The 23,094-nt window shown below is 66.0% G+C and carries 23 protein-coding genes; 14 read left to right on the forward strand and 9 right to left on the reverse strand.

The features are described from left to right. Positions 1-286 precede the first annotated feature (286 nt). Positions 287-754, forward strand: coding sequence for a DUF5330 domain-containing protein (locus ACVILH_RS29245; RefSeq protein WP_456715977.1), 468 nt, complete (start codon positions 287-289; stop codon positions 752-754). A gap of 74 nt (positions 755-828) precedes the next feature. After that, positions 829-1,254, forward strand: coding sequence for a SufE family protein (locus ACVILH_RS29250; RefSeq protein WP_456715978.1), 426 nt, complete (start codon positions 829-831; stop codon positions 1,252-1,254). Positions 1,255-1,263: 9 nt separating this feature from the next. Here the strand turns inward: ACVILH_RS29250 and ACVILH_RS29255 are convergent, their stop codons facing one another. Together ACVILH_RS29255 and ACVILH_RS29260 are read right to left on the reverse strand one after the other, a co-directional pair. Next, the gene (locus ACVILH_RS29255; RefSeq protein ID WP_012043182.1) at positions 1,264-1,680 is read right to left on the reverse strand and encodes a MucR family transcriptional regulator; all 417 of its coding nucleotides are present in this window, start codon (positions 1,678-1,680) and stop codon (positions 1,264-1,266) included. 200 nt (positions 1,681-1,880) lie between these two features. Further along, positions 1,881-2,807 carry a hypothetical protein gene (locus tag ACVILH_RS29260; RefSeq protein WP_456715979.1) on the reverse strand — a complete coding sequence of 309 codons (927 nt, stop codon included), beginning with the start codon at positions 2,805-2,807 and terminating at the stop codon, positions 1,881-1,883. 441 nt (positions 2,808-3,248) lie between these two features. Here ACVILH_RS29260 and ACVILH_RS29265 point away from each other — a divergent pair, with 441 nt between their 5' ends. Then, the gene (locus tag ACVILH_RS29265) at positions 3,249-4,901 is read left to right on the forward strand and encodes a glycosyltransferase family 39 protein (RefSeq protein ID WP_456715980.1); all 1,653 of its coding nucleotides are present in this window, start codon (positions 3,249-3,251) and stop codon (positions 4,899-4,901) included. Positions 4,902-5,006: 105 nt separating this feature from the next. Next, a complete protein-coding gene (locus tag ACVILH_RS29270; RefSeq protein ID WP_456715981.1) occupies positions 5,007-5,786 on the forward strand; it encodes a class II aldolase/adducin family protein in 780 nt (259 codons plus the stop codon). A 95-nt stretch (positions 5,787-5,881) separates the two neighbouring features. Here the strand turns inward: ACVILH_RS29270 and ACVILH_RS29275 are convergent, their stop codons facing one another. The 5 genes from ACVILH_RS29275 to groES all read right to left on the reverse strand — a co-directional run bounded on the left by ACVILH_RS29275 (position 5,882) and on the right by groES (position 9,647). After that, positions 5,882-6,421, reverse strand: coding sequence for a hypothetical protein (locus ACVILH_RS29275; RefSeq protein WP_456715982.1), 540 nt, complete (start codon positions 6,419-6,421; stop codon positions 5,882-5,884). A gap of 88 nt (positions 6,422-6,509) precedes the next feature. Continuing rightward, complete coding sequence (locus ACVILH_RS29280; protein WP_456715983.1) at positions 6,510-6,959, reverse strand: Hsp20 family protein; 450 nt, start codon at positions 6,957-6,959, stop codon at positions 6,510-6,512. Positions 6,960-7,178: 219 nt separating this feature from the next. Continuing rightward, positions 7,179-7,409, reverse strand: coding sequence for a hypothetical protein (locus ACVILH_RS29285; RefSeq protein ID WP_456715984.1), 231 nt, complete (start codon positions 7,407-7,409; stop codon positions 7,179-7,181). Between the two features lie 261 nt (positions 7,410-7,670). Beyond that, positions 7,671-9,290: a chaperonin GroEL gene (gene groL, locus ACVILH_RS29290; RefSeq protein WP_456715985.1), complete on the reverse strand. Its 1,620-nt coding sequence runs from the start codon at positions 9,288-9,290 to the stop codon at positions 7,671-7,673. Positions 9,291-9,332: 42 nt separating this feature from the next. Further along, complete coding sequence (gene groES, locus ACVILH_RS29295; RefSeq protein WP_456715986.1) at positions 9,333-9,647, reverse strand: co-chaperone GroES; 315 nt, start codon at positions 9,645-9,647, stop codon at positions 9,333-9,335. A gap of 222 nt (positions 9,648-9,869) precedes the next feature. On the opposite strand from groES, the gene ACVILH_RS29300 reads away from it, so the two are divergent. Together ACVILH_RS29300 and ACVILH_RS29305 are read left to right on the forward strand one after the other, a co-directional pair. Further along, on the forward strand, positions 9,870-10,967 hold the full coding sequence (locus ACVILH_RS29300; protein WP_456715987.1) for a trypsin-like peptidase domain-containing protein: 1,098 nt from the start codon (positions 9,870-9,872) through the stop codon (positions 10,965-10,967). A gap of 140 nt (positions 10,968-11,107) precedes the next feature. After that, the gene (locus ACVILH_RS29305; RefSeq protein ID WP_456715988.1) at positions 11,108-12,322 is read left to right on the forward strand and encodes a diguanylate cyclase domain-containing protein; all 1,215 of its coding nucleotides are present in this window, start codon (positions 11,108-11,110) and stop codon (positions 12,320-12,322) included. Between the two features lie 134 nt (positions 12,323-12,456). Here the strand turns inward: ACVILH_RS29305 and ACVILH_RS29310 are convergent, their stop codons facing one another. Together ACVILH_RS29310 and ACVILH_RS29315 are read right to left on the reverse strand one after the other, a co-directional pair. Next, positions 12,457-13,860, reverse strand: a complete 1,404-nt coding sequence (locus ACVILH_RS29310; protein ID WP_456715989.1) for a M20/M25/M40 family metallo-hydrolase — start codon at positions 13,858-13,860, stop codon at positions 12,457-12,459. Positions 13,861-13,969: 109 nt separating this feature from the next. Beyond that, positions 13,970-15,577, reverse strand: a complete 1,608-nt coding sequence (locus tag ACVILH_RS29315) for a helicase HerA-like domain-containing protein (RefSeq protein ID WP_456715990.1) — start codon at positions 15,575-15,577, stop codon at positions 13,970-13,972. 336 nt (positions 15,578-15,913) lie between these two features. Between ACVILH_RS29315 and ACVILH_RS29320 the strand changes: the two genes are divergently transcribed. From ACVILH_RS29320 to scpA, 8 genes are all read left to right on the forward strand, one after another. Then, positions 15,914-16,219 (forward strand): hypothetical protein, encoded by a 306-nt coding sequence (locus tag ACVILH_RS29320; protein ID WP_456715991.1) that lies wholly within the window; start codon positions 15,914-15,916, stop codon positions 16,217-16,219. A 23-nt stretch (positions 16,220-16,242) separates the two neighbouring features. Further along, positions 16,243-16,650, forward strand: coding sequence for a DUF4332 domain-containing protein (locus tag ACVILH_RS29325; protein ID WP_456715992.1), 408 nt, complete (start codon positions 16,243-16,245; stop codon positions 16,648-16,650). A gap of 79 nt (positions 16,651-16,729) precedes the next feature. Next, positions 16,730-17,587, forward strand: coding sequence for a dihydropteroate synthase (gene folP, locus ACVILH_RS29330; protein WP_456715993.1), 858 nt, complete (start codon positions 16,730-16,732; stop codon positions 17,585-17,587). Next, positions 17,584-17,952, forward strand: a complete 369-nt coding sequence (gene folB / locus ACVILH_RS29335) for a dihydroneopterin aldolase (RefSeq protein WP_456715994.1) — start codon at positions 17,584-17,586, stop codon at positions 17,950-17,952. The genes folP and folB overlap by 4 nt, the downstream gene beginning before the upstream one ends. Before the next feature lie 4 nt (positions 17,953-17,956). Further along, positions 17,957-18,448, forward strand: a complete 492-nt coding sequence (gene folK, locus ACVILH_RS29340) for a 2-amino-4-hydroxy-6-hydroxymethyldihydropteridine diphosphokinase (RefSeq protein ID WP_456715995.1) — start codon at positions 17,957-17,959, stop codon at positions 18,446-18,448. A gap of 102 nt (positions 18,449-18,550) precedes the next feature. After that, the gene (locus tag ACVILH_RS29345; RefSeq protein WP_456715996.1) at positions 18,551-20,410 is read left to right on the forward strand and encodes a methylmalonyl-CoA mutase family protein; all 1,860 of its coding nucleotides are present in this window, start codon (positions 18,551-18,553) and stop codon (positions 20,408-20,410) included. A 2-nt stretch (positions 20,411-20,412) separates the two neighbouring features. Further along, positions 20,413-20,877, forward strand: a complete 465-nt coding sequence (locus tag ACVILH_RS29350; protein WP_456715997.1) for a GFA family protein — start codon at positions 20,413-20,415, stop codon at positions 20,875-20,877. Positions 20,878-20,897: 20 nt separating this feature from the next. Beyond that, complete coding sequence (gene scpA, locus ACVILH_RS29355) at positions 20,898-23,054, forward strand: methylmalonyl-CoA mutase (protein ID WP_456715998.1); 2,157 nt, start codon at positions 20,898-20,900, stop codon at positions 23,052-23,054. The last annotated feature ends 40 nt before the right edge of the window (positions 23,055-23,094 follow it).

The raw sequence follows: 23,094 nt of genomic DNA on the forward strand, positions 1-23,094 counted from the left end.
TAAGGGCCAGACTGCGGCGAGCCCGGCATTCGGCCGGGATGGTGAATGCATCGTTTCAGGCCGCGCCTGCGGTTGTGAAAGCGCAGCGATCCACAGCCGGTTGCACGGCGCATGCAGCTCGCGCCAACCAAAAATTTACGCCGAAAAAAGTTCGGGGGTCCGCTTTGCCAATTCTCAACCAATTAAGCCCAAAGCAAGCAGTCGCGACATAGAACAAGAGAGCTGCGATCCCGGTTATCGCGATTGAGGACGGACGCGGGATCAGCAGCACGGTCGGGGTTGCGTGATGTTCTTTCTGCTTCGCATGGCATTCTGGCTCGGGCTCGTGCTGGTGCTTCTGCCGCGCGAGAAGAGTCCTGACACCGACAAGCTGCCGCAGATCAACGCGCATGAAGCCGTGCAGGCTGCGACCGCCGCCGTCTCCGACATGAGTCAGTTCTGCAAGCGCCAGCCGCAGGCCTGCGAGGTCGGCGGCCAGGCCGCCACCGTGATCGGCCATCGCGCCCAGGAAGGCGCGCGCAAGATCTATCAGATCATCACCGACAAGCCCGAGACGGCCGAGAAGCCTGGTGCCGCCGACAAGTTCATCGGCCCGGTGAAACCGGCGAGCCTCGACAAGCGCAGCAACGATCATACCGGCTCGATCGATGCGGCCGTGACCGAAACCGATCTGGTTCCGGCCAACGAGGCCCCGGCCGATACGCTCTCGGCCGACGATCTCAGCGCCGAGTGGCAGCTGCCGCCGACGCCCTGATTGCCTGGAACCGACTGTCGCTTTCGTCGCGCCGACCCCCTATATGAGGGGTTCGGACGGGACTGAAGAGCATCATGACGATCGACGACATCCGCGACAATTTCGCCCTGCTGGACGACTGGGACGACCGCTACCGCTACGTGATCGAGCTCGGCCGCACCCTGGCGCCGATGCCCGAGGACGAGCACTCCGCGGCCAACAAGGTGCAGGGCTGCGCGAGTCAGGTCTGGCTGTCCAAACATCCCGATCTCAGCGGCGGCGTTCCGGTGCTGAACTATCTCGGCGACAGCGACGCGCATATCGTGCGCGGCCTGATCGCGATCCTGCTGACGCTGTATTCCGGGCGCACACCGCAGGAGATCCTGACCATCGACGCGCCCGCCGTGTTCGACGAGCTCGGGTTCCGCGAGCACCTGACGCCGCAACGTTCCAACGGCTTGCGCTCGATGGTCGAGCGCATCCGCTCCGACGCGCGCGAGGCGCTCGCCGCCGCGTCCTGATTTCTTGAGCTACTTCTCGCGCTCGGGACGCTGCTGCCCCAAGCCCATCTTCTTGGCGAGCTGCGAGCGGGTCACCGCGTAGTTCGGCGCCACCATCGGGTAATCGGGCGGCAGGTTCCATTTGTCCCGATATTGTTCCGGCGTCATGTTGTACTGCGTGCGCAGGTGCCGGCGCAGCGACTTGAAGCGCTTGCCGTCCTCGAGACAGACCAGATAGTCCGGGTGAATCGACTTCTTCACCGGCACCGCGGGCCGCGCCGGCTCAGGCGCCGGCTCGCTGCGTCCGGCCGCGACGCGCGTCAGCGCCGCATGCACCTGGCTGATCAGCGAGGGGATCTCGGCTGCGGGCGTCGGATTGTTGCTGAGATAGGCCGACACGATGTCGGCCGTCAGATCGATAAAGCTCTTGCCGGCCCCGTCGGTCATCGAAGCGCACCCCCACTGTCGCGCACTGACTTTCACTCGCAAGTATCACCCGTGCGAGTGCCCCGCGTCGTCTGTCAATTCTCCAAGCAATATGGGCGAATGACTGGCAAAATGACAATAAGGTGAGGACTTCTTCTTGAGAAGTCTGTCCTCGCCTCAGTACTGTGGCTGATATGCCAGTCTAAGCACCCTGACGTGCGTCAGGTGCGCCCTTCCAGGTGGGTGCGCAGCTCGTCGATCGAAGCGAAGCGCATCATGCCCTCGGGCATCTGCGCTTCGATCGAGCCGTCAGAATAGAGCGAGTACGCCATTCCATCGACCACCCCCGACTTGATGATGCTGGCGGCCGGCACCTCCGGCTCCTGGGGCTCCGGCGCCGGCGGCGGCTCGGGCTCGACGAAAGCCGGCGCGGCCCGCGCCAAGCGGCGCGGGAACGGCGGCCGCAGCGAGTCCGAGGCCCGCGTCCGTTCGGGCCGCGACCGGTTGTCGTCCAGCGCGGGAGGCGCGGGCTCCGGTGCCGGCTCATCGAGAGGCGCAGCCGGCGGCTCGCTGAGCGGCGGCGACCGGAAGTCCGTCGGCATCGGCTCTGCGGCGCGCTTGTCCCGCTCCCGCTCGCTTCGCGAGCTCGACGCGAACAGCAAATTGCGCCTGGGCCGCTCGGCCGGCTCCGGGGCCGGCTCGTCCGATGCCGGCTCCACGCTGGCGGCGCGCAGGCTCGCGGACAATGCCGAGGACATCGGAGGCGGCGCCAGCGGCGCTGATGACAATGGCCCAGACAGGTCGGGCATCCGCGGCCTCGGCCGCGGCGCACCGCCCTCGCGCCACATGTCCTCCGACGGCGGCACTGGCGGCGTGTCGAGCTCAGGCTTGGTCATCGCGCCCGGGAGCTGCAGGGGCCGAACCTCGGTCTCGGAGGGATTGCGCGTCCGCAACCTGTGGGAAATCACCTTCAGCTCGCTCAGGACCGCCGAGAGGCCGAATAGGATGAGCCCGCTGCAGACGCCGAGGGTGCCCGACAGGATCAGCGTGTTGCCGAGACTGAACTCCTTGACCGGAATTCCCCAGGCGATCGCTCCAAGCCCAGCCAGCACGGCCAGGGCCCCAGCGGCCAACAAAGCACTCATCATTCGAACCTATCCCCTAATGCGTCGGTTCCGGACGGCGTCCCGACCGATATCACACTAGCTAGCAGCGGTTGCCCCGCGTCCCCTGGCTGCTTCTAGTCGAAATCCGCGACAATTTGCAGCAGAACTTCGGCCAGACCGTCGTCTCACCCCGATGGAGGGGATTCGCGCGCCACGATCGCGCCACATTCCGCCCCCGCCAACCCACGGAACCGACTAGGGTTCCTCCGGGTTTGTCCCGAGGCTGATGGTTCAGGACGCGTTCATGTCACTGTGCCACTATGGCACCAAGCAGCCGAAATTCGGGCCCCTGCTGCACTGCGATGGAAGCGTGACGTTCATATTTCCAACACCTCGGAAACCGGGACGCGCTATACGCAGCGGGACATACAGGCCTGAACCGCGGAAGCGGGGTCGTTAGGGGACGCCGGGTCACACTCAGCCATGACATCGATAACCACTTCGGTCCTCGAGACGCCGACGCGGCGGACCCTCGAGCGGACTTGTGACGATCTCGCCATGTTCGCGCTCGCCGCCGTCGCGGTGGTGGCCGGACTGACGTTCCGCGACTATGGCCTCGGCTGGGACGACTACACCCACGCCGAATATGCCGATCTGTTGCTGCGCATGTACGGTTCCGGTTTCAGGGACCAGGCGGCACTGTCGTTCGCCAATCTGTATATGTACGGCGGCGGGTTCGACATGGTTGCAGCGCTGCTGCACAAGATCTTGCCGCTGGAGCTGTTCGAGACGCGCCGGCTGGTCGGCGCCATCGTCGGGCTGATCGGCCTCGCCGTCACCTGGCGGCTGGCGCGCCGGATCGGCGGCGCCGTGGCCGGCCTTGCCGCCCTGCTGCTGCTGGCCCTGTGCCCGATCTTCTACGGCCACATGTTCATGAACCCGAAGGATGCGCCGTTCGCGGTCGCGATGGTGGTGCTGCTGATGGGCTTGGTGCGCCTTGCCGAGGAGTATCCCTACCCCTCGCCGCGCACGATCCTGATCCTCGGCCTCGGCGCCGGCTTTTCGATCGGTTGCCGCATTCTCGGCGGCATGGCGGTGGTCTACGCCATGGTCGGCTTCCTGCCGCTGTTCCTGGAGGAGTACCGCACGCAAGGCGCGCGCGAGGCGATCCGCCGCTTCGCCCATGTGCTCTACGTGCTGATCCCCGGCCTGATTGTGGGTTATCTGGTCATGGGCCTGATCTGGCCCTGGTCGATCATCGAGCCGGCCAATCCGTTCCGCGCGCTGACCTACTTCTCGCACTTCTTCGAGAAGCCGTGGAAGGAGATGTTCGACGGCGCGCTGGTCTCGGTGCCGGACATGCCGTGGTCCTATCTGCCGACCTTGTTCGCGCTGCAACTGCCCGAGCTGATGCTCGCGCTGTTCGTGGCCGGCGTGGTGGCCACGCTGATGTCACTGTCGCGCCCGGACATGCCGGCCCGCCAGAAGACGATCCTGTTGATGCTGACCTTGGCGGCGACGCTGCCGATCCTGATCGCGATCGTCAAACGCCCGGCGCTGTACAACGGCATCCGCCACTTCGTGTTCGTGATCCCGCCGATGGCGCTGCTCGGCGGCATCGCGTTCTCGTGGCTGCTCTCCTGGCTCAACAATGACGAGCGCCGCAGCTGGCAGCCGGTGGCCATCGCCGCCTTCTCCTTTGGCCTGCTGCTGCCGCTCGCCGAGATGATCCGGCTGCACCCCTATCAATACACGCACTTCAACTACATCGCGGGCACGGTGCGCGAGGCCGACACCCGCTTCATGCTGGACTATTGGGGCCTGGCGCTGAAGCAGGCCTCGGACGGGCTCAAGGAGCAGCTCGACGAGCGCCAGGAGGTGCCGCCGATCGGGCACAAATGGAAGGTCGCCGTGTGCGGTCCGCAGCGGCCGGCCCAGGTCGCGCTCGGCCCGGACTTCACCATCGGCTGGGACAGCCATGCGGCGGACTTCGCGATGACGCTCGGCGAGTTCTACTGCAAGGGACTGACGGCTCCCGTCATGGTCGAGATCAAGCGTGACGACGTCGTGTTCGCCCGGGTCTACGACATCCGCGGCCGCAGCATCTCCAGCCTGCTGTCGATCCCGGCTCCGTAAGGCGATTGGCTCAGCCAAACGACATGACTGCCCTCCCGGCTCCGCGCCTTGCCGAGCCGGGAGAGGCCGCTTAGGCTCCGATCAACCCTGAGATCGGAGAATGCCATGTCGCCAGCCGAAGCGCGCCTGAAGGAAGTGCCGTCCAACATGACGGAGGCGGAGTGGTCGCAGCGGGTCAACCTCGCCGCCGCCTACCGCCTGGTCGCCATGTTCGGCTGGGATGATCTGGTCGACACCCACATCTCGGCCCGCGTGCCCGGCCCCGAGCATCACTTCCTGATCAATCCCTATGGCCTGCTGTTCGAGGAGATCACCGCCTCCAGCCTGATCAAGGTCGACCTCTACGGCAATCAGCTCTCCGAGAGCGAGTACAGCATCAACCCGGCTGGCTTCACCATCCATTCGGCGATCCACGAGGTGCGCGAGGACGCCGGCTGCGTGATCCATCTGCACACGCTGGACGGCGTCGCGGTGTCGAGCTGCGCCGACGGCCTGCTGCCCGCGAACCAGATCGCGCAATACGTCACCCACGACCTCGCCTATCACGACTATGAAGGCGTGGCGCTGGACCATGACGAGCGGCCGCGGCTGCAGCGCGACCTCGGCACCAAGAACCACATGCTGCTGCGCAATCACGGCACGCTGACCGTGGGCCGCTCGGTCGCCTCGGCGTTCGAGCGGATGTATCACCTCGAGCGCGCCTGCTCGATCCAGGTCCGCACGCGCACGCTGGGGCCGGTGGCCTACCCCGTCCGCGACGAGGTCATCGACAAGAACGCCAAGCTGTTCGAGAGCGAGGACCGCGCCGAGCTCCGCTCCAATCAGCTGGTCTGGCCGCCGCTGCTGCGCCGGCTCGACCGGGTCAATCCGGGGTACCGGAATTGATCGTCGCGCGCTGATCGGCTATAAGGGGGCATCACCCTCTACGCTATTTGGAATGAAACGCCGCCCAATTCCGGGCGGCGTTTTTATATGGTTGGTCAGCAGCACGCCGCCTGCGCCGACGGCGGCCGCTCCGACAGTCCGTGCAACTGCTGCAGTTCCTCCGTCAGCCGGCGCTCGACGAATCGCCGCTCGTGCTCGGCGAGCCGGGTGGCCAGCAGCTTGCGATAGCGCCGCACATTGGCTTCGCGCGAGAACCGCAGCCGAGCGGCTGGCCGCATCCGACTTCCACTGCCGAGAGCATGATCCGCCGCAGCCCCATCGGCCTCGACATCGACGCGCGGAACAATGCGCATCGCGGCACCGCCGCGCGGCCGCGGTGGCTGATCCTCGCGATCGAGCTGGCGCAGCGCACCGAGGATGTCGGACAGACGAAGCGGCCTCGCGATGCCCGGGATCTTGCGCAGGCCCGGCTGCGATTCGACCGCATACATGTCCGACGCCCAGGATGACAGGATCAGCCGCTTCTCGGCTCGCGACAGCTTCGCATCGTTCAACAGGTCCGTCGGGGATGCGTAATGCGAGACCGGATGGAAACCGGCGCCGCTTGCGGTGATCGAAACACGGTGATCGCTCATAGCGTGTCTCCTCCTCCACTCCTTTCACAACAGAAGAATGATGCCGCGACGCGGGCGACGATGCAGCCCGCGTCGCGGGTCAAAAACCTCAAGCAGCTCTCGACTGCGCGATCTGCTCGGCGGGCGCGGTGCCGATGGCGATGCGACGCGGCTTCATGGCCTCGGGGATCTCCCGCACCAGCTCGATCCGCAGCAGGCCGTTGTCGAACGCGGCGTTCGTCACCTGCACATAGTCGGCCAGATTGAACTGCCGCTTGAAGGGCCGCGACGAGATGCCCTGATACAGGTACTCGCGGGTTTCCTTGTCGGCCTTGCGGCCCTCGACCGTCAGCACATTGTGCTCGGCCGTGATGGTGAGCTCATCCGGCGCGAAGCCGGCCAACGCCAGCGAGATCTGATAGCGGTCGTCGCCGATCCGCTCGATGTTGCAAGGGGGATAATTGTCCTCGACGGCGCGCTGGGTCTCGTCGAGCAGGCTGAACAGCCGGTCGAAGCCGATGGTCGAACGCCACAGCGGGCTGAAATCATACGTCCTCATAACCAAGTCCTCCAGGGAGCAAGATGGATACGAAGGAGCGCCGGGCCGATGCAGGACTACTTCTGAGAACCAGACAACCGGTCAGCGCCCAGATCATTGCCGGGCCCGAAAGGCACCCGGCGCCGCCGAAGCGGCGACAAACGACTTAGAAAAACGTCGGGCTGTTTCAAGAGCCTCAAGCCATTTTTTTTGCCACGAGCCGGGCGGTATCTCCAGGCGTCACGCTGCCACAGCCGACAGCCGCTGCAACCGCATGGTGGCCTCGCGCAATACGCTGACCAGCCGCTCGCGCTCGCGCGGATCGATGTCGCCCCGCGACAGCACGGCCTGGCAATGCGCGACGACGCGCTGCTCGCTTTCGATGAGAAACCGCGTCAGCCGTCGCGGATCCGCGATCGGCATGACCGAGGTCGGATTTGGCGGCGGATGATTATACTGCCACGCAGCCATGTTGGCCCTGCAAAGGCTTCTGCGCTGCACTGAGACCGGGCGGCGCGACAGCGCCCAACCGCACCTCCCGTCGACCGTCGATCCATCCACGCGCCGGCCGCGCTCTGGCGATTGTGGCCGGCTCTGTACGGATTGCGGTCGTAGCTCTGACTGATAGCTGCGCGTTGTGGCCGATCCACGGCCAGCGGCGGCAGCAACTAACTTTCTTTTGAAGGGCCGTGACGGACGGCGCGTCAGGCAGTCCGTCACGGCTGAGAGCGATCAGTAATCCATCGCCGGAGCGGCTGCGGCTTCCGTCTTCTTCGGCTTGTCAGCCACCAGCGCCTCGGTGGTGATCAAGAGCGAGGCGACCGAGGCCGCATCCTGCAGCGCGGTGCGGACCACCTTGGCCGGGTCGATCACACCGGCCTGCACCAGATCCTGGTACTCGCCGGTCGCGGCGTTGAAGCCCCAGCTGTAGGTGTCCTTCTCCAGCAGCTTGCCGACCACCAGCGAGCCGTCGTCGCCGGCGTTCTGCACGATCTGCCGCACCGGCACCTGGATGGCGCGTCGGATGATCTCGACGCCAGCCTTCTGGTCGGCGTTGGCGGTCTTGATGCCGTCGAGCACCTTGGTGGCGCGCAGCAGCGCCACGCCGCCGCCGGGCAGGATGCCCTCCTCAACGGCCGCGCGGGTGGCGTGCAGCGCGTCGTCGACGCGGTCCTTGCGCTCCTTGACCTCGACCTCGGTGGCGCCGCCGACGCGGATCACCGCGACGCCGCCGGCGAGCTTGGCCAGCCGCTCCTGCAGCTTCTCGCGGTCGTAGTCGGAGGTGGTCTCCTCGATCTGCAGCTTGATCTGCTGCGCGCGGGCCTCGATGTCCTTCTTGGCGCCGGCGCCGTCGACGATGGTGGTATTCTCCTTGTCGATCACGACCTTCTTGGCGCGGCCGAGCATCGACAAGGTCACGTTCTCCAGCTTGATGCCGAGATCCTCTGAGATCGTGGTGCCGCCGGTGAGGATCGCGATGTCCTCCAGCATGGCCTTGCGGCGATCGCCGAAGCCCGGCGCCTTGACGGCCGCGATCTTCAGGCCTCCGCGCAGCTTGTTGACGACGAGCGTCGCCAGCGCCTCGCCCTCGACGTCCTCGGCCACGATCAGCAACGGCTTGCCGGACTGCACGACGGCCTCCAGCAGCGGCAGCATGGTCTGCAGACCCGACAGCTTCTTCTCGTGGATCAGGATGTAGGGGTCCTCGAGCTCGACCCGCATCTTCTCGGAGTTGGTGACAAAATACGGCGAGACATAGCCGCGGTCGAACTGCATGCCCTCGACCACCTCGAGCTCGGTGTCGAGGCTCTTGGCCTCCTCCACCGTGATCACGCCCTCATTGCCGACCTTCTGCATGGCCTCGGCGAGGAAGCGGCCGATCTCGCTGTCGCCATTGGCCGAGATGGTGCCGACCTGCGCGATCTCGTCATTGCTGGTGATCTTCTTGGCGTGCGACTTGAGGTCCTTGACGATGGCGTCGACCGCCAGGTCGATGCCGCGCTTGAGGTCCATCGGGTTCATGCCGGCGGCGACGGACTTCGCGCCTTCCTTCACGATGGCCTGGGCGAGGACGGTCGCGGTGGTGGTGCCGTCGCCGGCGAGATCGGCGGTCTTCGAGGCCACCTCGCGCACCATCTGCGCGCCCATGTTCTCGAACTTGTCCTCCAGCTCGATCTCCTTGGCGACCGTCACGCCGTCCTTGGTGATGCGCGGCGCGCCGAACGATTTCTCGATCACGACGTTGCGGCCCTTGGGACCGAGCGTGACCTTGACGGCATTGGCGAGGATGTCGACGCCGCGCAGCATGCGGTCGCGCGCGTCGGTGGAAAACTTCACGTCCTTGGCAGCCATGTTCGTCGTCTCCTTTCTCGTATGACTGTCAGTTCCGAGGAATCACGCGGCCTTCTTGGCCGCGGCGGGCTTGTCGACAATGCCGAGCAGGTCGCTCTCCTTCATGATCAGGAGATCCTTGCCGTCGATCTTCACCTCGGTGCCCGACCACTTGCCGAACAGCACGCGGTCGCCTGGCTTGACGTCGAGCGGCACCAGTTGCCCCTGCTCATTCCGCGCGCCCGGCCCCGCGGCGACGATCTCGCCCTCCTGCGGCTTCTCCTTGGCGGTGTCGGGAATGATGATGCCGCCCTTGGTCTTCTCCTCGGCATCGATACGGCGCACGAGCACGCGGTCGTGCAATGGACGGAAATGCATGCACATCCTCCTTCACAAGATCAGCGATGTCATAAGCCTCGGGTCCCATGAGGCCCCCGGGCGAGCAACGACCTAGGAAAGCCGAACTTTTCGTTCAAGAGGGTCACGCAAAATTTTTGGCACTCGGTGGGAACGATTGCCAGGACGGCTCTTGACCGCGGCAGCCGTCCTGACCAGTTCTACGGGCGCCAAAATCCGCCCCCGTCCGTCGAGGAAAAAACGATGCAGATTCTGCGTTGTCTCCGGCCTTTGGTCCTGCTGCCGGCGATCCTGCTCTCCCTCCTGGCTGCCCCCGCTCTCGCCCAGATCCCCGATCTCAAGCTTGGCCGCGTGCCGACGCTGGCGCCGCTGGTCAAGGAGGTGACGCCCGCCGTCGTCAACATCTCGGTCGAGGGCAAGGTCCGGCAGGACAATCCGCTCTATCAGGACCCGCTGTTCCGCGACTTCTTCGACGTGCCCAAGCAGGTCGAGAAGCAGATCAGCGCCACCGGCTCAGGCGTGATCGTCGATGCGGCCAGGGGCTACGTGATGACGGCCAACCATGTCGTCGAGCACGTCACCACCGCCCAGATCCGCACCAAGGACGGCCGCAAATTCTCCGCGCGCCTGGTCGGCCGCGATCCCGCCACCGACATCGCGCTGCTGCAGATCAAGGACCCGACAGAGCTGAAAGCGATCGCGATGGGCGACAGCGACGCGCTGGAGGTCGGCGATTTCGTGATCGCGGTCGGAAATCCCTTTGGTCTCGGCCAGACCGTCACCTCCGGCCTCGTCAGCGCGCTCGGCCGCACCGGTCTCGGCAAGCAGGGCTATGAGGATTTCATCCAGACCGATGCCGCGATCAATCCCGGCAATTCCGGCGGCGCGCTGATCAATCTGCGGGGCGAGCTGGTCGGCATCAACACCGCGATCATCTCGCCCGGCGGCGGCAATGTCGGCATCGGCTTTGCCGTGCCGATCAACATGGCGCGGCGGGTGATGGAGCAGCTGGTCGCCAACGGCCGCGTCGATCGCGGCCGCATCGGGGTCACCCTGCTCGATCTGGATTCGGCGGCGGACGGCCGCGTCGTCGGCGCGCGGGTCGCCGATGTGAGCGTGGGCTCGCCCGCCGAACGGGCCGGCCTGCGCAAGGGCGACATCATCGTGAAGGCCAACGACATGCCGGTGCGCAGCGCGACCCAGGTGCGCAATCTCATCGGCCTGACGCCGGTCGGACAGCGCGTCCGCCTCGTGTTCGAGCGCGACCGCGCGCTCGGCAATGCGACGGTCGAGGTCGCTCCGATCGCGGAGGAGCGTGCCCGCGTGCGCACGTCGGGTTGAGGATGGCTCGGCCCTCAGCCTGAACGGCACCGATTCAAGTCAAATTTTACCGTCCATCAAGCATGCAGTCAGACGAGGATACCTCCCTAAAGACCTGTTAAGTGCCATGCGGCTTATTGCAACCCCGCGGAGGTATTGACATGCGGGGTGATGGTCTGGCTTTCAGTTTGCCACGCTGGCGCGTGACGCGCTGGCTGGCAGACCCGGGACATCCGGTGTCACCGGATATCCGCCTGGCGTTGACCGGCGAGCTCTATGGCTGCTGGTCGGTGTTCGCCGGCGGCGCCGTCAACACCGTCGCCGTTGCGGCCGCGCTGGCGCTGCGCACGCCGACCGCCCTCTTCATCGGCTGGCTCATGCTCGAAGTCGCGATCTGCCTGTCGCGGCTGATCGTCATGATCATCTCCTATCGCCGCGCCCGCCGGCAGCTCGCGACGCCGACCGACATCCACATCCTCCTGGCCGTGGCATGGAGCGCCAGCGTCGGCTTCGGCGTCGGCATCAGCCTCGCCTCCGGCGACTGGATCGCGGCGTCGCTCGCCTGCATCTCCTCGGCGGCCATGGTCGGCGGCATCTGCTTCCGTAATTTCAGCGCACCGCGCCTGGTCGGCACCATGATCCTGTGCAGCATCGGCCCGGTCATCCCCGGCGTCGCCATCTCGCACGAGCCGCTGCTGTTTGCGATGTATCTGCAGATGCCGGTCTACTTCCTCGCCATGACCGGCGCGGCATTCCGCCTGAACAAGATGCTGGTGGCGGTCATGCATGCCAAGAGCGAGAGCGATGCGCAGGCGCGGCGCGATCCGCTCACGGGCTTGTCCAACCGCGCCGGCCTGATCGACGCCCTGCAAAGCCGTCTGTCCAGCAGGGTTCAGGGGCAGCAGAGCTTCGCCGTGCTCTACCTCGATCTCGACGGCTTCAAGCCGGTCAACGACACCTTCGGCCACGCCGCGGGCGATGAGTTGCTCAAGACCGTCGGCAAGACATTGCGGAGCATCGTCTCGCCCTCTGACGTCATCGCCCGGATCGGCGGTGACGAGTTCGTCGTCCTTGCCACCGATCCGGATATCGATCACGCCCTGGCGCTCGGCGAGCGCCTCATCGAGGTGATGACGGCTCCCATCGCGCTGCCCGGCGGCGCGCGTGTCAACATCGGCATGAGCATCGGCATCGCGGCTGCGCCCGATCACGGCAGCGATCCGGAATCCCTTCTGTTCGCCGCGGATGCGGCGCTCTATGAAGCGAAATCGAGCGGAAAATCCTGCTGGCGACTGGCCTCCGCCGAGGCCAACCTCGCAGCGCTGCGCAAGATCGCAGGTCGCGATCTCGCGCAGCCGGTCGCCAGTGCGGCTTGAGCTGACTTGCGCGACATCCGCGCTCTCTCCACACGATCATTCCGCGCTCTCGCGTTCGCGCGCCCGGAATGACGGGCGAGTGCGGCGTTCACTCTCCCATCACACCAGCATGACCAAGAGGCGAGCCGCCCGCCCTACCGCGGCATCTCCGCGAGCGCGGCGAGGATGCGGGCCCAGGAGCGGATGCCCTTGTGGTAGCTCTTGAGGTCGTACTTCTCGTTCGGCGAATGGATGTTGTCGTCGTCGAGGCCGAAGCCGACCAGCAGAGAGTCCAGGCCGAGCGTCTTCTTGAAGTCGGTGACGATCGGGATCGACGCGCCCGAGCCCATCAGGATGGTCTCCTTGCCCCACTCCTCGGTCAGCGCCTGCTTGGCAGCGGCGAGCGGCTTCATGGTCCAGTCAAGCGCGATCGCGGCGCCCGCGGAGTGATCGCCGAACTCGACCGCGCAGTCGCCGGGGATGCGAGCCGACACGTAGTCGCGGAACGCCTTGCGGATCTTCAGGGGATCCTGACCTTCGACCAGGCGGAACGACACCTTCGCATGCGCCAGCGACGGAATCACCGTCTTGGAGCCCTCGCCGATATAGCCGCCCCAGATGCCGTTGATGTCGCAGGTAGGGCGCGACGAAATCTGCTCGATCAGCAGGCGATCCTTTTCGCCGGCGGGAATCGACAGCCCGATCGGCTTCAGAAAGCTCTCCGGCGTCAGGTTCAGCTTCTTCCATTGCTCCAGGACTTCCGGCGGCACGTCCTTCACGCCGTCATAGAAACCAGGAATGGTGATGCGACCATCCGCATCGAACAGTCCGCCGAGCACCTCGGTCAGCACGCGGATCGGATTGCGCGCACCGCCGCCGAACACGCCCGAATGCAGGTCGCGGTTGGCGGCCTTGATCTTGATCTCTTCATAGAGAAGACCGCGCAACGAGGTCGTGATCGCCGGCGTGTTCGGGTCCCACATGCCGGTGTCGCAGACCAGCGCGAAATCGGCCTTGAACTCGTCCTTGTTGGCTTCGAGGAACGGCACGAAGTTCTTCGAGCCGACCTCCTCCTCGCCCTCGATCACCACGGTGATGTCGAGCGGCAGCGACCCCGTCACCTTCTTCCAGGCGCGGCAGGCCTCGACGAAGGTCATCAGCTGGCCCTTGTCGTCCTCGGCGCCGCGCGCGACGATGATCTTGCGGCCGTCGGCGTGGTCAGTGACCACGGGCTCGAACGGCGGCCGGTGCCACAGCTCGAGCGGATCGACTGGCTGCACGTCGTAATGGCCGTAGAACAGGACATGCGGCTTGGCCGCACCATGGCCGTTGCTCTTGCCGACGACCGCCGGGTGGCCGGCGGTCGGGCGCACCTCGGTGGCGAAGCCGAGCGTCGCGAGATCCTTGGCCAGATGATCGGCGGCCTGCTTGCAATCCTCAGCGAAGGCCGGATCGGCCGAGATCGACTTGATGCGGATCAGCTGGAACAGCCGGTCCAGGCTGTTGTCGAAATCGCCATCGATGTGGTCGAGCACGGATTGAAGCTGCGCATTGGCCATGGCCAAGAGATCCCTTCGCTGGTGACGCCTGTTGGCTCGCTTGTAGCCCCGTTGCGCGCTCGGGACCAGCGTGATGCCGTGAGCATCACGCTGGCGATGCCGGCATGGCTCAGCGCCGCAGCAATCCGCCGAGCGCGCCGCGCACCAGGGAACGGCCGATCGAGCTGCCCAAGGAGCCGCCGACCTGCTTGCCGAGATCGGCGGCGATGCCGCCGACAACCTTGTCGGTCACCTGGCGCGCGACGTTGCGCGCGATCACCTGCGTGGTCGAGAGCTGGCCGCGCTTGACGTTGGTACCGAAAATCGTCGCAGCGAGATTACCGATCGTGCCGAGCACGCCACCGGACGAGCCTTCTGTGGTTGCCGCCTTTCCGGCGATCCGCTGCTGCAGGAGTTCATAGGCGGACTCGGCGTCGATCTCTGTATCGTACTTCCCCTTCACCGGGCTTGCCGCGATGATCGCCTTGCGCTCCTCCGGCGTCACCGGCCCAATCCGCGCCGACGGCGGCCGGATCAACACGCGTTCCACCATGGCCGGCGTGCCGTTGCCTTCGAGGAACGACACCAGCGCCTCGCCCTTGCCGAGCTCGGTGATCACCTTGGCGGTATCGAGCTTGGGATTGGGACGGAACGTGTCGGCGGCGGCAGCCACCGCTTTCTGGTCACGCGGCGTGAACGCGCGCAGCGCATGCTGCACGCGGTTGCCCAATTGTCCGAGTACGCGATCGGGAACGTCGAGCGGGTTCTGCGTGACGAAATACACGCCGACGCCCTTGGAGCGAATGAGACGCACCACCTGCTCGATCTTGTCCAGCAGCGCCTTCGGCGCATCGTTGAACAACAGATGCGCCTCGTCGAAGAAGAACACCAGCTTCGGCTTGGCGACGTCGCCGACCTCCGGCAGCTCCTCGAACAGCTCGGACAGCATCCACAGCAGGAAGGTCGCGTAAAGGCGCGGGTTCTGCAGCAGCTTGTCGGCGACGAGGATGTTGATCATGCCGCGGCCTTCGCGGTCGGTCTTCATGAAGTCCGTCAAGGTCAGCGCCGGCTCGCCGAAGAACTTCGTGCCACCCTGGTTCTCCAGCACGAGCAACTGGCGCTGGATGGTGCCGACGGTCGCGCGCGTGACGTTGCCGAACGATTGCGCGGCTTTCCGGATCGGCGCCAGCGGATCTTCGGCTGCATCCGCGCCCTTCTTCGCTTCCGGGATGATGGCATCGAGCAGCGCGCGCAGATCCTTCATGTCGATCAACGCAAGCCCGTTCTCGTCGGCGACACGGAACGCGACGTTGAGCACGCCTTCCTGGACATCGTTGAGGTCGAGCATGCGTGCGAGCAGCAGAGGTCCCATCTCGGTGACCGTCGCGCGCACCGGATGGCCCTGCTCGCCGAACACGTCCCAAAATACCGTCGAGAACTGATCGGGCTGATAGGTCAGTCCGAGCTCCTGCGCGCGCTTGACGATGAAGTCCTTGGCCTCGCCGGTCTGCGAGATGCCGGAGAGATCCCCTTTGATGTCCGACGCGAAGACCGGAACACCGGCGCGCGCAAAGCCTTCGGCCATCACCTGCAGCGACACGGTCTTGCCGGTGCCGGTCGCGCCCGTCACGAGGCCATGGCGGTTGGCGAGTGCAAGCGTCAACCAGGCCGGCTGCTCGCCGGCACCTACGAGAATCCTGTCGTCGGTATCAGCGAGTGATTTTCCGGATGGTGCCATGTTGATCCGTCTCTCGATCATGTTGTTGCGCATCGCACGATGGAGCCGCGCCTTGCCTGCGGCGTAACATACTTCAGTTTCACTGCCTGGAACCAGCCGCAGAGCCCCTCACCGCCGCGAACTCCATGCCGCATTCATACCATCGGCGCTGCGCGACGTGCGGGTTTCATCCGCAAATTGGCCATCGGGTCTTGCATCGCTGCAACAGTTGATCCGCGATCGCGAATCGATTCGCGCGCGACGCGGGGTGGTCGCTTGTAATTCACGGATCGTCCGATCAAGATGAATTCAGCGAGAGGACATCCGGTCGGGGGGCCCGATGGAGACGGGGTTCACATGGACGAGTTGTTTGAGCCGCTGGCTAGAACGGCCGGCATCGCTACAGTCTTGGCCGAAGTGTCAAGACATCATTGTTCAGAACGTTTTTTTATCGACCAGATTTTTGTTGAGGGTCTGTGCAACGATAAGCCGCAGCGGCAGTTTGCTACCCGCTCGATTTCGGGCAATGACGCGCAGGCAAACGATTTTGCGACCGACGGACACCCCGCCCTTGAACTTTCCGGGTTCTTCCAAGACCAAACCGGAACGGACCAGATGATCACGATGCGGTTGGGCACGCGAGGCCTGAACCAGTTCGTTTGAAGCACCTTCGCGCGCCGAGTCTCATGACATATCCGATCACCGAACTCGAAGGCATGACGACCTTCTATGCCTCCAAGCTGAAGGCTTTGGGCATCCGCACCACCGACGCGTTTCTCGAGGCTGCCCGCACCGTCAAGGGGCGCAAGGCGCTGGCCGCCAAGACCGGGATCAGCGAGCAGCAATTGCTGGAATGGGCCAACGTCGCCGACTACATGCGCATCCCCGGCATGGGCAAGGCCAAGGTCTGCCTGGTGCGTGCCGCCGGCGTCACCACCGTCCGCGAGTTGGCGCACCGCAACCCCGCCAAGCTGGCGCAGAACATCAAGGAAGTGAACACGCGCCGGCAGCTGGTTCGCATCCTGCCCTCGGAAAAATCCGTCGGCCAGCTGATCGAGAAGGCGCGCCGGCTGGAGCCGAAAATCAGCTATTGAGCAGTCTTTATCCGGCTGCATCGGCCTTGTGCGGTGCGACACCTTGACTTGGGGGTAGCAACCGCGCAAAGCGGCGGCCATGAGCGCAATTTTGCCGCACCCTGCTACGGACCTCAACGCGAGCCACCCGCTGCTGCGGCCGTGGCTGGCGCGTCCCTATCCCGCGGTCATGGGCATCCTGAATGTCACGCCGGATTCGTTCTCCGATGGCGGCCGCTTCAATGCGCCGGAACGCGCGATCGAGCAGGCCAAGGCGATGATCGCGGCCGGCGCCGACATCATCGATATCGGCGCCGAATCCACCCGCCCCTATAAGGGCGCGGAGCCGGTGAGCGCCGATGAGGAGCTGGCGCGGCTGCGGCCGGTGCTGGCCGAGATCATCGCACTCGGCGCGCCCGTATCGATCGACAGCATGAAAGCGCAGGTTGTGAGCTTCGCGCTCCAGGCAGGCGCGGTGATCGCCAACGATGTCTGGGGCCTGCAGCGCGATCCTGATATGGCCGAGGTGGTTGCGGCGCATGGCGCGCCGGTCGTGGTGATGCACAACCGCGAGGCCGTCGATCCCGACATCGAGATCATCGACGACATGCTGCGCTTCTTCGCGCGCTCGCTCGACATCGCCGCAAAGGCCGGCATTCCCGCAGGCAATATCGTGCTCGATCCCGGCATCGGCTTCGGCAAGACGGCGCAGCAGAGCATGACGGCGCTCGCCAGGCTCGATGCCTTCACGCGCTTTGAGCTGCCGCTCCTGGTCGGCGCCTCGCGCAAGCGCTTCATCAGCACCGTGGTTGCATCCGAGCCGCATCAGCGGCTCGGCGGATCGATCGCGGCGCATCTCATCGCGGCTCGGCATGGCGCCGCGATCATCCGGGCGCATGACGTCGCCGAGACGGTTCAGGCCGTGCGCGTGGCAGCGGCAATCGAGGCTGAGGGATGACCGACACCATTTTCATCAAAGGCGTTCTCATCCATGCCCGTCACGGCGTGATGGAGCATGAGAGCGAGGTCGGCCAGCGCTTCGTGATCGATCTCGAGCTCGACACTGATCTGTCGGACTCCTCGCGCAGCGACCGGCTCGCGGACACGGTCTCCTACTCCGACGTGGTCGAGACGGCGACGGCCGCGTTCAAGGATGTCAACTATCGCCTGCTCGAACGCGCCGCGGGCGCGGTGGCCGACGCGATCCTCGCGACCTTCGCCCGCATTCGCGCCGTCAAGGTGACCGTGCACAAGCCGCACGCGCCGATCGCCGCGATCTTCGAGGATGTCGGCGTCGTGCTGACCCGCTCGCGGCATCCGTGACGCCATGGCCAGCGCGCTGATCGCCCTCGGCGGCAATGTCGGCGACGTCAGGGCGACCTTTGCGCAGGCCATTCCCGAGATCATCAGCCGGGCCGAGGCCAAGCTCGCCGCGCGCTCCTCCGACTACATCACTCCGCCCTGGGGCGAGGAGCAGCAGCCGCCCTTCATCAATGCCTGCATCGCGATCGAGACCACGACCGCGCCGCATCTCCTGCTCGCGATTCTGCACGAGGTCGAGCGCATGTTCGGCCGCAATCGCGCGCAGGAGACGCGGTGGGGCCCGCGCACGCTCGACCTCGATCTCATCGCGTATGATGATGTCAGGATCGACACGCCCGACCTCACCTTGCCGCATCCGCGCCTGTTCGAGCGCGGCTTCGTGCTGGTGCCGCTCGCCGAGATCGCCCCCGAGCGCCGGATTGCCGGCCGCCGGGTGGCCGACGCCCTGCTCGCCGTTTCGCGCGACGGAATCCAGCCGCTGCCCTCAGCCGAATAGCTGACATCCCCCGCGAAACAACCGTTTGGCTTGGCGGTCGCGACGTGGCATTTTGCGCCACAATCATCGCGATAACAGACGCTTCCGGGAGACACGGGCCGCATGACCACCGACACCGAACAGCTGCGATTGGCCGCCGATTTCGCGCCGGCCAGCGAGGCGGACTGGCGCAAGCTGGTCGATGGCGTGTTGAAGGGCGCGGCGTTCGAGAGACTGGTCGGCAAGACCTATGACGGCCTGAAGATCCAGCCGATCTACCCGCGCGCCAAGGACGCTGCGCCTGTCGCCGGCCGCGCGCCGGCGGCGGCGTGGCAGATCATGCAGCGCGTCGATCATCCCGATGCGGCCAAGGCCAATGCGCAGGCGCTGCTCGACCTGGAGAATGGCGCGACCGGGCTGACGCTGGTGTTTGCTGGATCGAACGCCGCGCACGGCTTTGGTCTACCGGCCACAGCCGATGCGCTGGCGCGCGCGCTCGACGGCGTGCATCTCGACGCTGCGATTGCGATCGAATTGCAGGCCAGTGACGTCGCTGCGGCCGCACTGCTCGCGGACTACGTCAAGCAGCGCGGCGTCAAGCCTGGTGCCTGCGACATCCGCTTCGGCCTCGATCCGATCGGCGATGCGGCGAGCCGCGGCGCGAGCGCGCATGATGCGTCGACGCTCGGCGGCAGCTCAGGCTCGGTCGTGAAGCAGTTGCTTGAGGCCGGCTTCAAGGGGCCCTTCCTCGCTGCGGACGGTCGCGTCATCCATGATGCCGGCGGCTCAGAGGCGCAGGAGCTCGCCTTCGTGCTCGCCTCCGCCGTCGCCTATTTGCGCGCGCTCGAAGCGAGCGGCGTTGCATTGGAGACCGCGCGCGACCTGATCTCTGCGCGGCTCGCCGCCGACACCGATCAGTTCCTGACGCTGGCAAAATTCCGCAGCCTGCGCCGGTTGTGGGCGCGCATCGAAGAGGCCTGCGGTCTTACGCCGAAGCCGCTCTTCATCTCCGGCGAGACGGCGTGGCGCATGCTCACCCGGCGCGATCCCTATGTGAACATGCTGCGCGCCACCATCGCCACCTTTGCCGCAGGCCTCGGCGGCGCCAATGCGGTGACGGTCCTGCCGCACACGGCCGCGCTCGGCCTGCCCGATGCCTTCGCACGCCGTGTCGCGCGCAACACGCAGCTGGTGCTGCTGGAGGAAAGCAACCTCGCCCGCGTCGCCGACCCCGCCGCTGGGGCCGGTGGCATCGAGGCGCTGACGGCCGAGTTGTGCGGCACCGCCTGGGCGCTATTCCAGGAGATCGAGAAAGCCGGCGGCGTGGTCGCTGCGCTGCAATCCGGGCTCATCCAGTCCAAGGTCGCCGCGGTGAAACAGGCGCGCGACGCCAACATCGCCAAGCGGCGCGACGTGCTGACCGGCGCCAGCGAGTTTCCGAATTTGAACGAGGCCGAGGTGGCCGTGGAAGCGGTCGCGCCTTCGGCTCCTCCGCCTGCGCCACAGGCTGCGCTCAGCTTCGCGCCGCTCACGCCGATCCGTCTCGCCGACGCCTTCGAGACGCTGCGCGACCGCTCCGATGCTTTGTTGAAGAGCAAGGGCCAGCGTCCCCAGGTGTTCCTCGCCAATCTCGGCACCACCGCCGACTACACCGCGCGCGCGACCTTCGCCCGCAGCTTCTTCGAGGCTGGCGGCATTGCCGCGATCGATGGCCAGGGCGGCGCCGATCCGGCCGGGCTTGCGGAGGCGTACCGCGCCTCCGGCGCCGCGATCGTCTGCCTCTGCTCGACGGACAAGGTCTATGCCGACACTGCGATTCCCGCCGCCAAAGCGCTGCAAGCGGCCGGCGCGCGACATATCTATCTCGCAGGCCGCGGCGGCGAGCAGGAGGCTGCGCTACGTGAGGCCGGGATCGGCAGCTTCGTGTTCGCCGGCGGTGACGCGCTGAAGACGCTCGAACACGCCTATACGCATCTGGAGTGAGCATGACCGAGGCGACAAAACCCGTCCTCACCGGCGGCTGCCAATGCGGCGCGATCCGCTATGCGCTGATGGCCGCGCCATCGCGCGTCACCATCTGCCATTGCCGAATGTGCCAGAAGGCGACGGGCGCGCCGTTCGCGTCGCTCGCCGACATCAACCACGACAGCTTCGCTTGGACGCGGGGCACGCCGGGAACGTTCCGCTCCTCCTCGATCGCGAACCGCTATTTCTGCGCCGCCTGCGGCACGCCGCTCGGCTTCGGCGCGATCGACGGGCCGCGCATCGAGATCATGACCGGCAGCTTCGACCGTCCCGACCGCGTCGTGCCGACACGGCAGTTCGGCTCGGAATCCCGGCTCGGCTGGGTGGTCGCAATCGCCAACCTGCCGAGCCAGACCACGCAGCAAAATTACGGACCGGAGAAGATGGCGACCATCGTCAGCCATCAGCATCCGGATCACGACTAACGCGATGAGGACACGAGGCCATGAGCCGCATTCCTGATTTCAGCGCCATCGCATTCGAGCCCACCGCCGCCCCCGCGCCCGCTGGCGCCGCCGAGCCGTGGCTGACGCCCGAGGGCATTCCGGTGAAGCCGGCCTATGGCGAGGCCGATCTCGCCGGCATCGATTTCCTCGACACGTGGCCGGGCACCCCCCCCTATCTGCGCGGCCCCTACCCGACCATGTATGTCAACCAGCCCTGGACGGTCCGGCAATATGCCGGCTTCTCCACGGCCGAGGATTCCAACGCCTTCTACCGCCGCAACCTCGCTGCGGGTCAGAAAGGCCTGTCGGTCGCGTTCGATCTCGCCACCCACCGCGGCTATGATTCCGATCATCCGCGTGTCGGCGGCGATGTCGGCATGGCCGGCGTCGCGATCGACTCGATCTACGACATGCGCACGCTGTTCGCCGGCATCCCGCTCGACCAGATGAGCGTGTCGATGACCATGAACGGCGCGGTGCTGCCGATCCTCGCTCTGTTCGTCGTTGCCGCCGAAGAGCAAGGCGTGCCGCCGGAGAAGCTGTCGGGCACCATTCAGAACGACATTCTGAAAGAGTTCATGGTGCGCAACACCTACATCTATCCGCCGTCGCCCTCGATGCGGATCATCTCCGACATCTTCGCCTTCACCTCGCAGCGGATGCCGAAGTTCAACTCGATCTCGATCTCCGGCTATCACATGCAGGAGGCCGGCGCGACGCAGGACCTCGAGCTCGCCTACACGCTCGCCGACGGCGTCGAGTACTTACGCGCCGGCATTGCCGCAGGCCTCGATGTCGACCGCTTCGCGCCAAGGCTGTCGTTCTTCTGGGCGATTGGCATGAACTTCTTCATGGAGGTCGCCAAGCTTCGCGCCGCCCGGCTCTTGTGGGCCAAGCTCCTGAAGCCGTTCAACCCGAAAGACCCGCGCTCGCTGTCCCTGCGCACGCATAGCCAGACCTCCGGCTGGTCGCTGACCGCGCAGGACGTTTACAACAATGTCGTCCGCACGGCCGTCGAGGCAATGGCGGCCACGCAAGGCCACACCCAGTCGCTGCACACCAACGCGCTCGACGAGGCCCTGGCACTGCCGACCGACTTCTCCGCGCGCATCGCCCGCAACACGCAGCTCTTCCTGCAGCAGGAGAGCGGCACCACCCGGATCATCGATCCCTGGGGCGGCTCGTACTATGTCGAGCGTCTCACCCGCGATCTCGCCGCCAAGGCCTGGGGCCACATCCAGGAGATCGAGGAGCTCGGCGGCATGGCCAAGGCGATCGAGGCCGGCGTGCCCAAGCTGCGCATCGAGGAAGCCTCGGCCAAGACCCAGGCGCGCATCGATACCGGCCGCCAGTCGGTGATCGGCGTCAACAAGTACAAGCCCACGGATGAGCCGCCGCTCGACGTGCTCAAGGTCGACAATTCCACCGTGCGCCGGTTGCAGATCGACAAGCTCTCCAAGCTGAAATCCGAGCGCAAGCAGGCCGAGGTCGACGCCGCCCTCGCGGCGCTCACGCGCTCCGCCGGCGACGGCAACAGCAACCTGCTGGCGCTCGCCATCGAGGCCGCGCGCGCCAAGGCCACCGTCGGCGAGATCTCGGATGCGCTGGAAAAAGTGTTCGGCCGCCACCGCGCCGAGATCAAGTCCATCACCGGCGTCTACAAGCGGGAGATCGCCGCCATGTCCGGCAAAGCCGAGAAGCTGCAGGCGCTGATCGAGGCCTTCGAGGAAGCGGAGGGACGCCGTCCGCGCATCCTCGTCGCCAAGATCGGCCAGGACGGCCACGACCGCGGCCAGAAGGTGATCGCGTCGGCCTTCGCCGATATCGGCTTCGACGTCGACATCGGGCCGCTGTTCGCCACCGCCGACGAGGCCGCGCGGCAGGCGGTCGAGAACGACGTTCACATTCTCGGCGTCTCCTCGCTCGCCGCAGCCCATCTCACCGCGGTGCCGGAGCTGAAGGCCGCGCTGAAAAGCCAAGGCCGCGAGGACATCATGATCATCGTCGGCGGCGTCGTGCCGCCGCAGGATTATGATGCACTCTACCAGTCCGGCGCCGAGGCGATCTTCCCGCCGGGCACCGTCATCGCCGACGCGGCCGAGGAGCTGATCCATAAGCTCAACGCGCGGCTCGGCCACAGCGAGGCGGCGGAGTAGCGCGCAACGCGCCGGGCGATCCTGATCAGACCGCCCGGCC

This window comes from Bradyrhizobium sp. USDA 4353 (assembly GCF_054063215.1).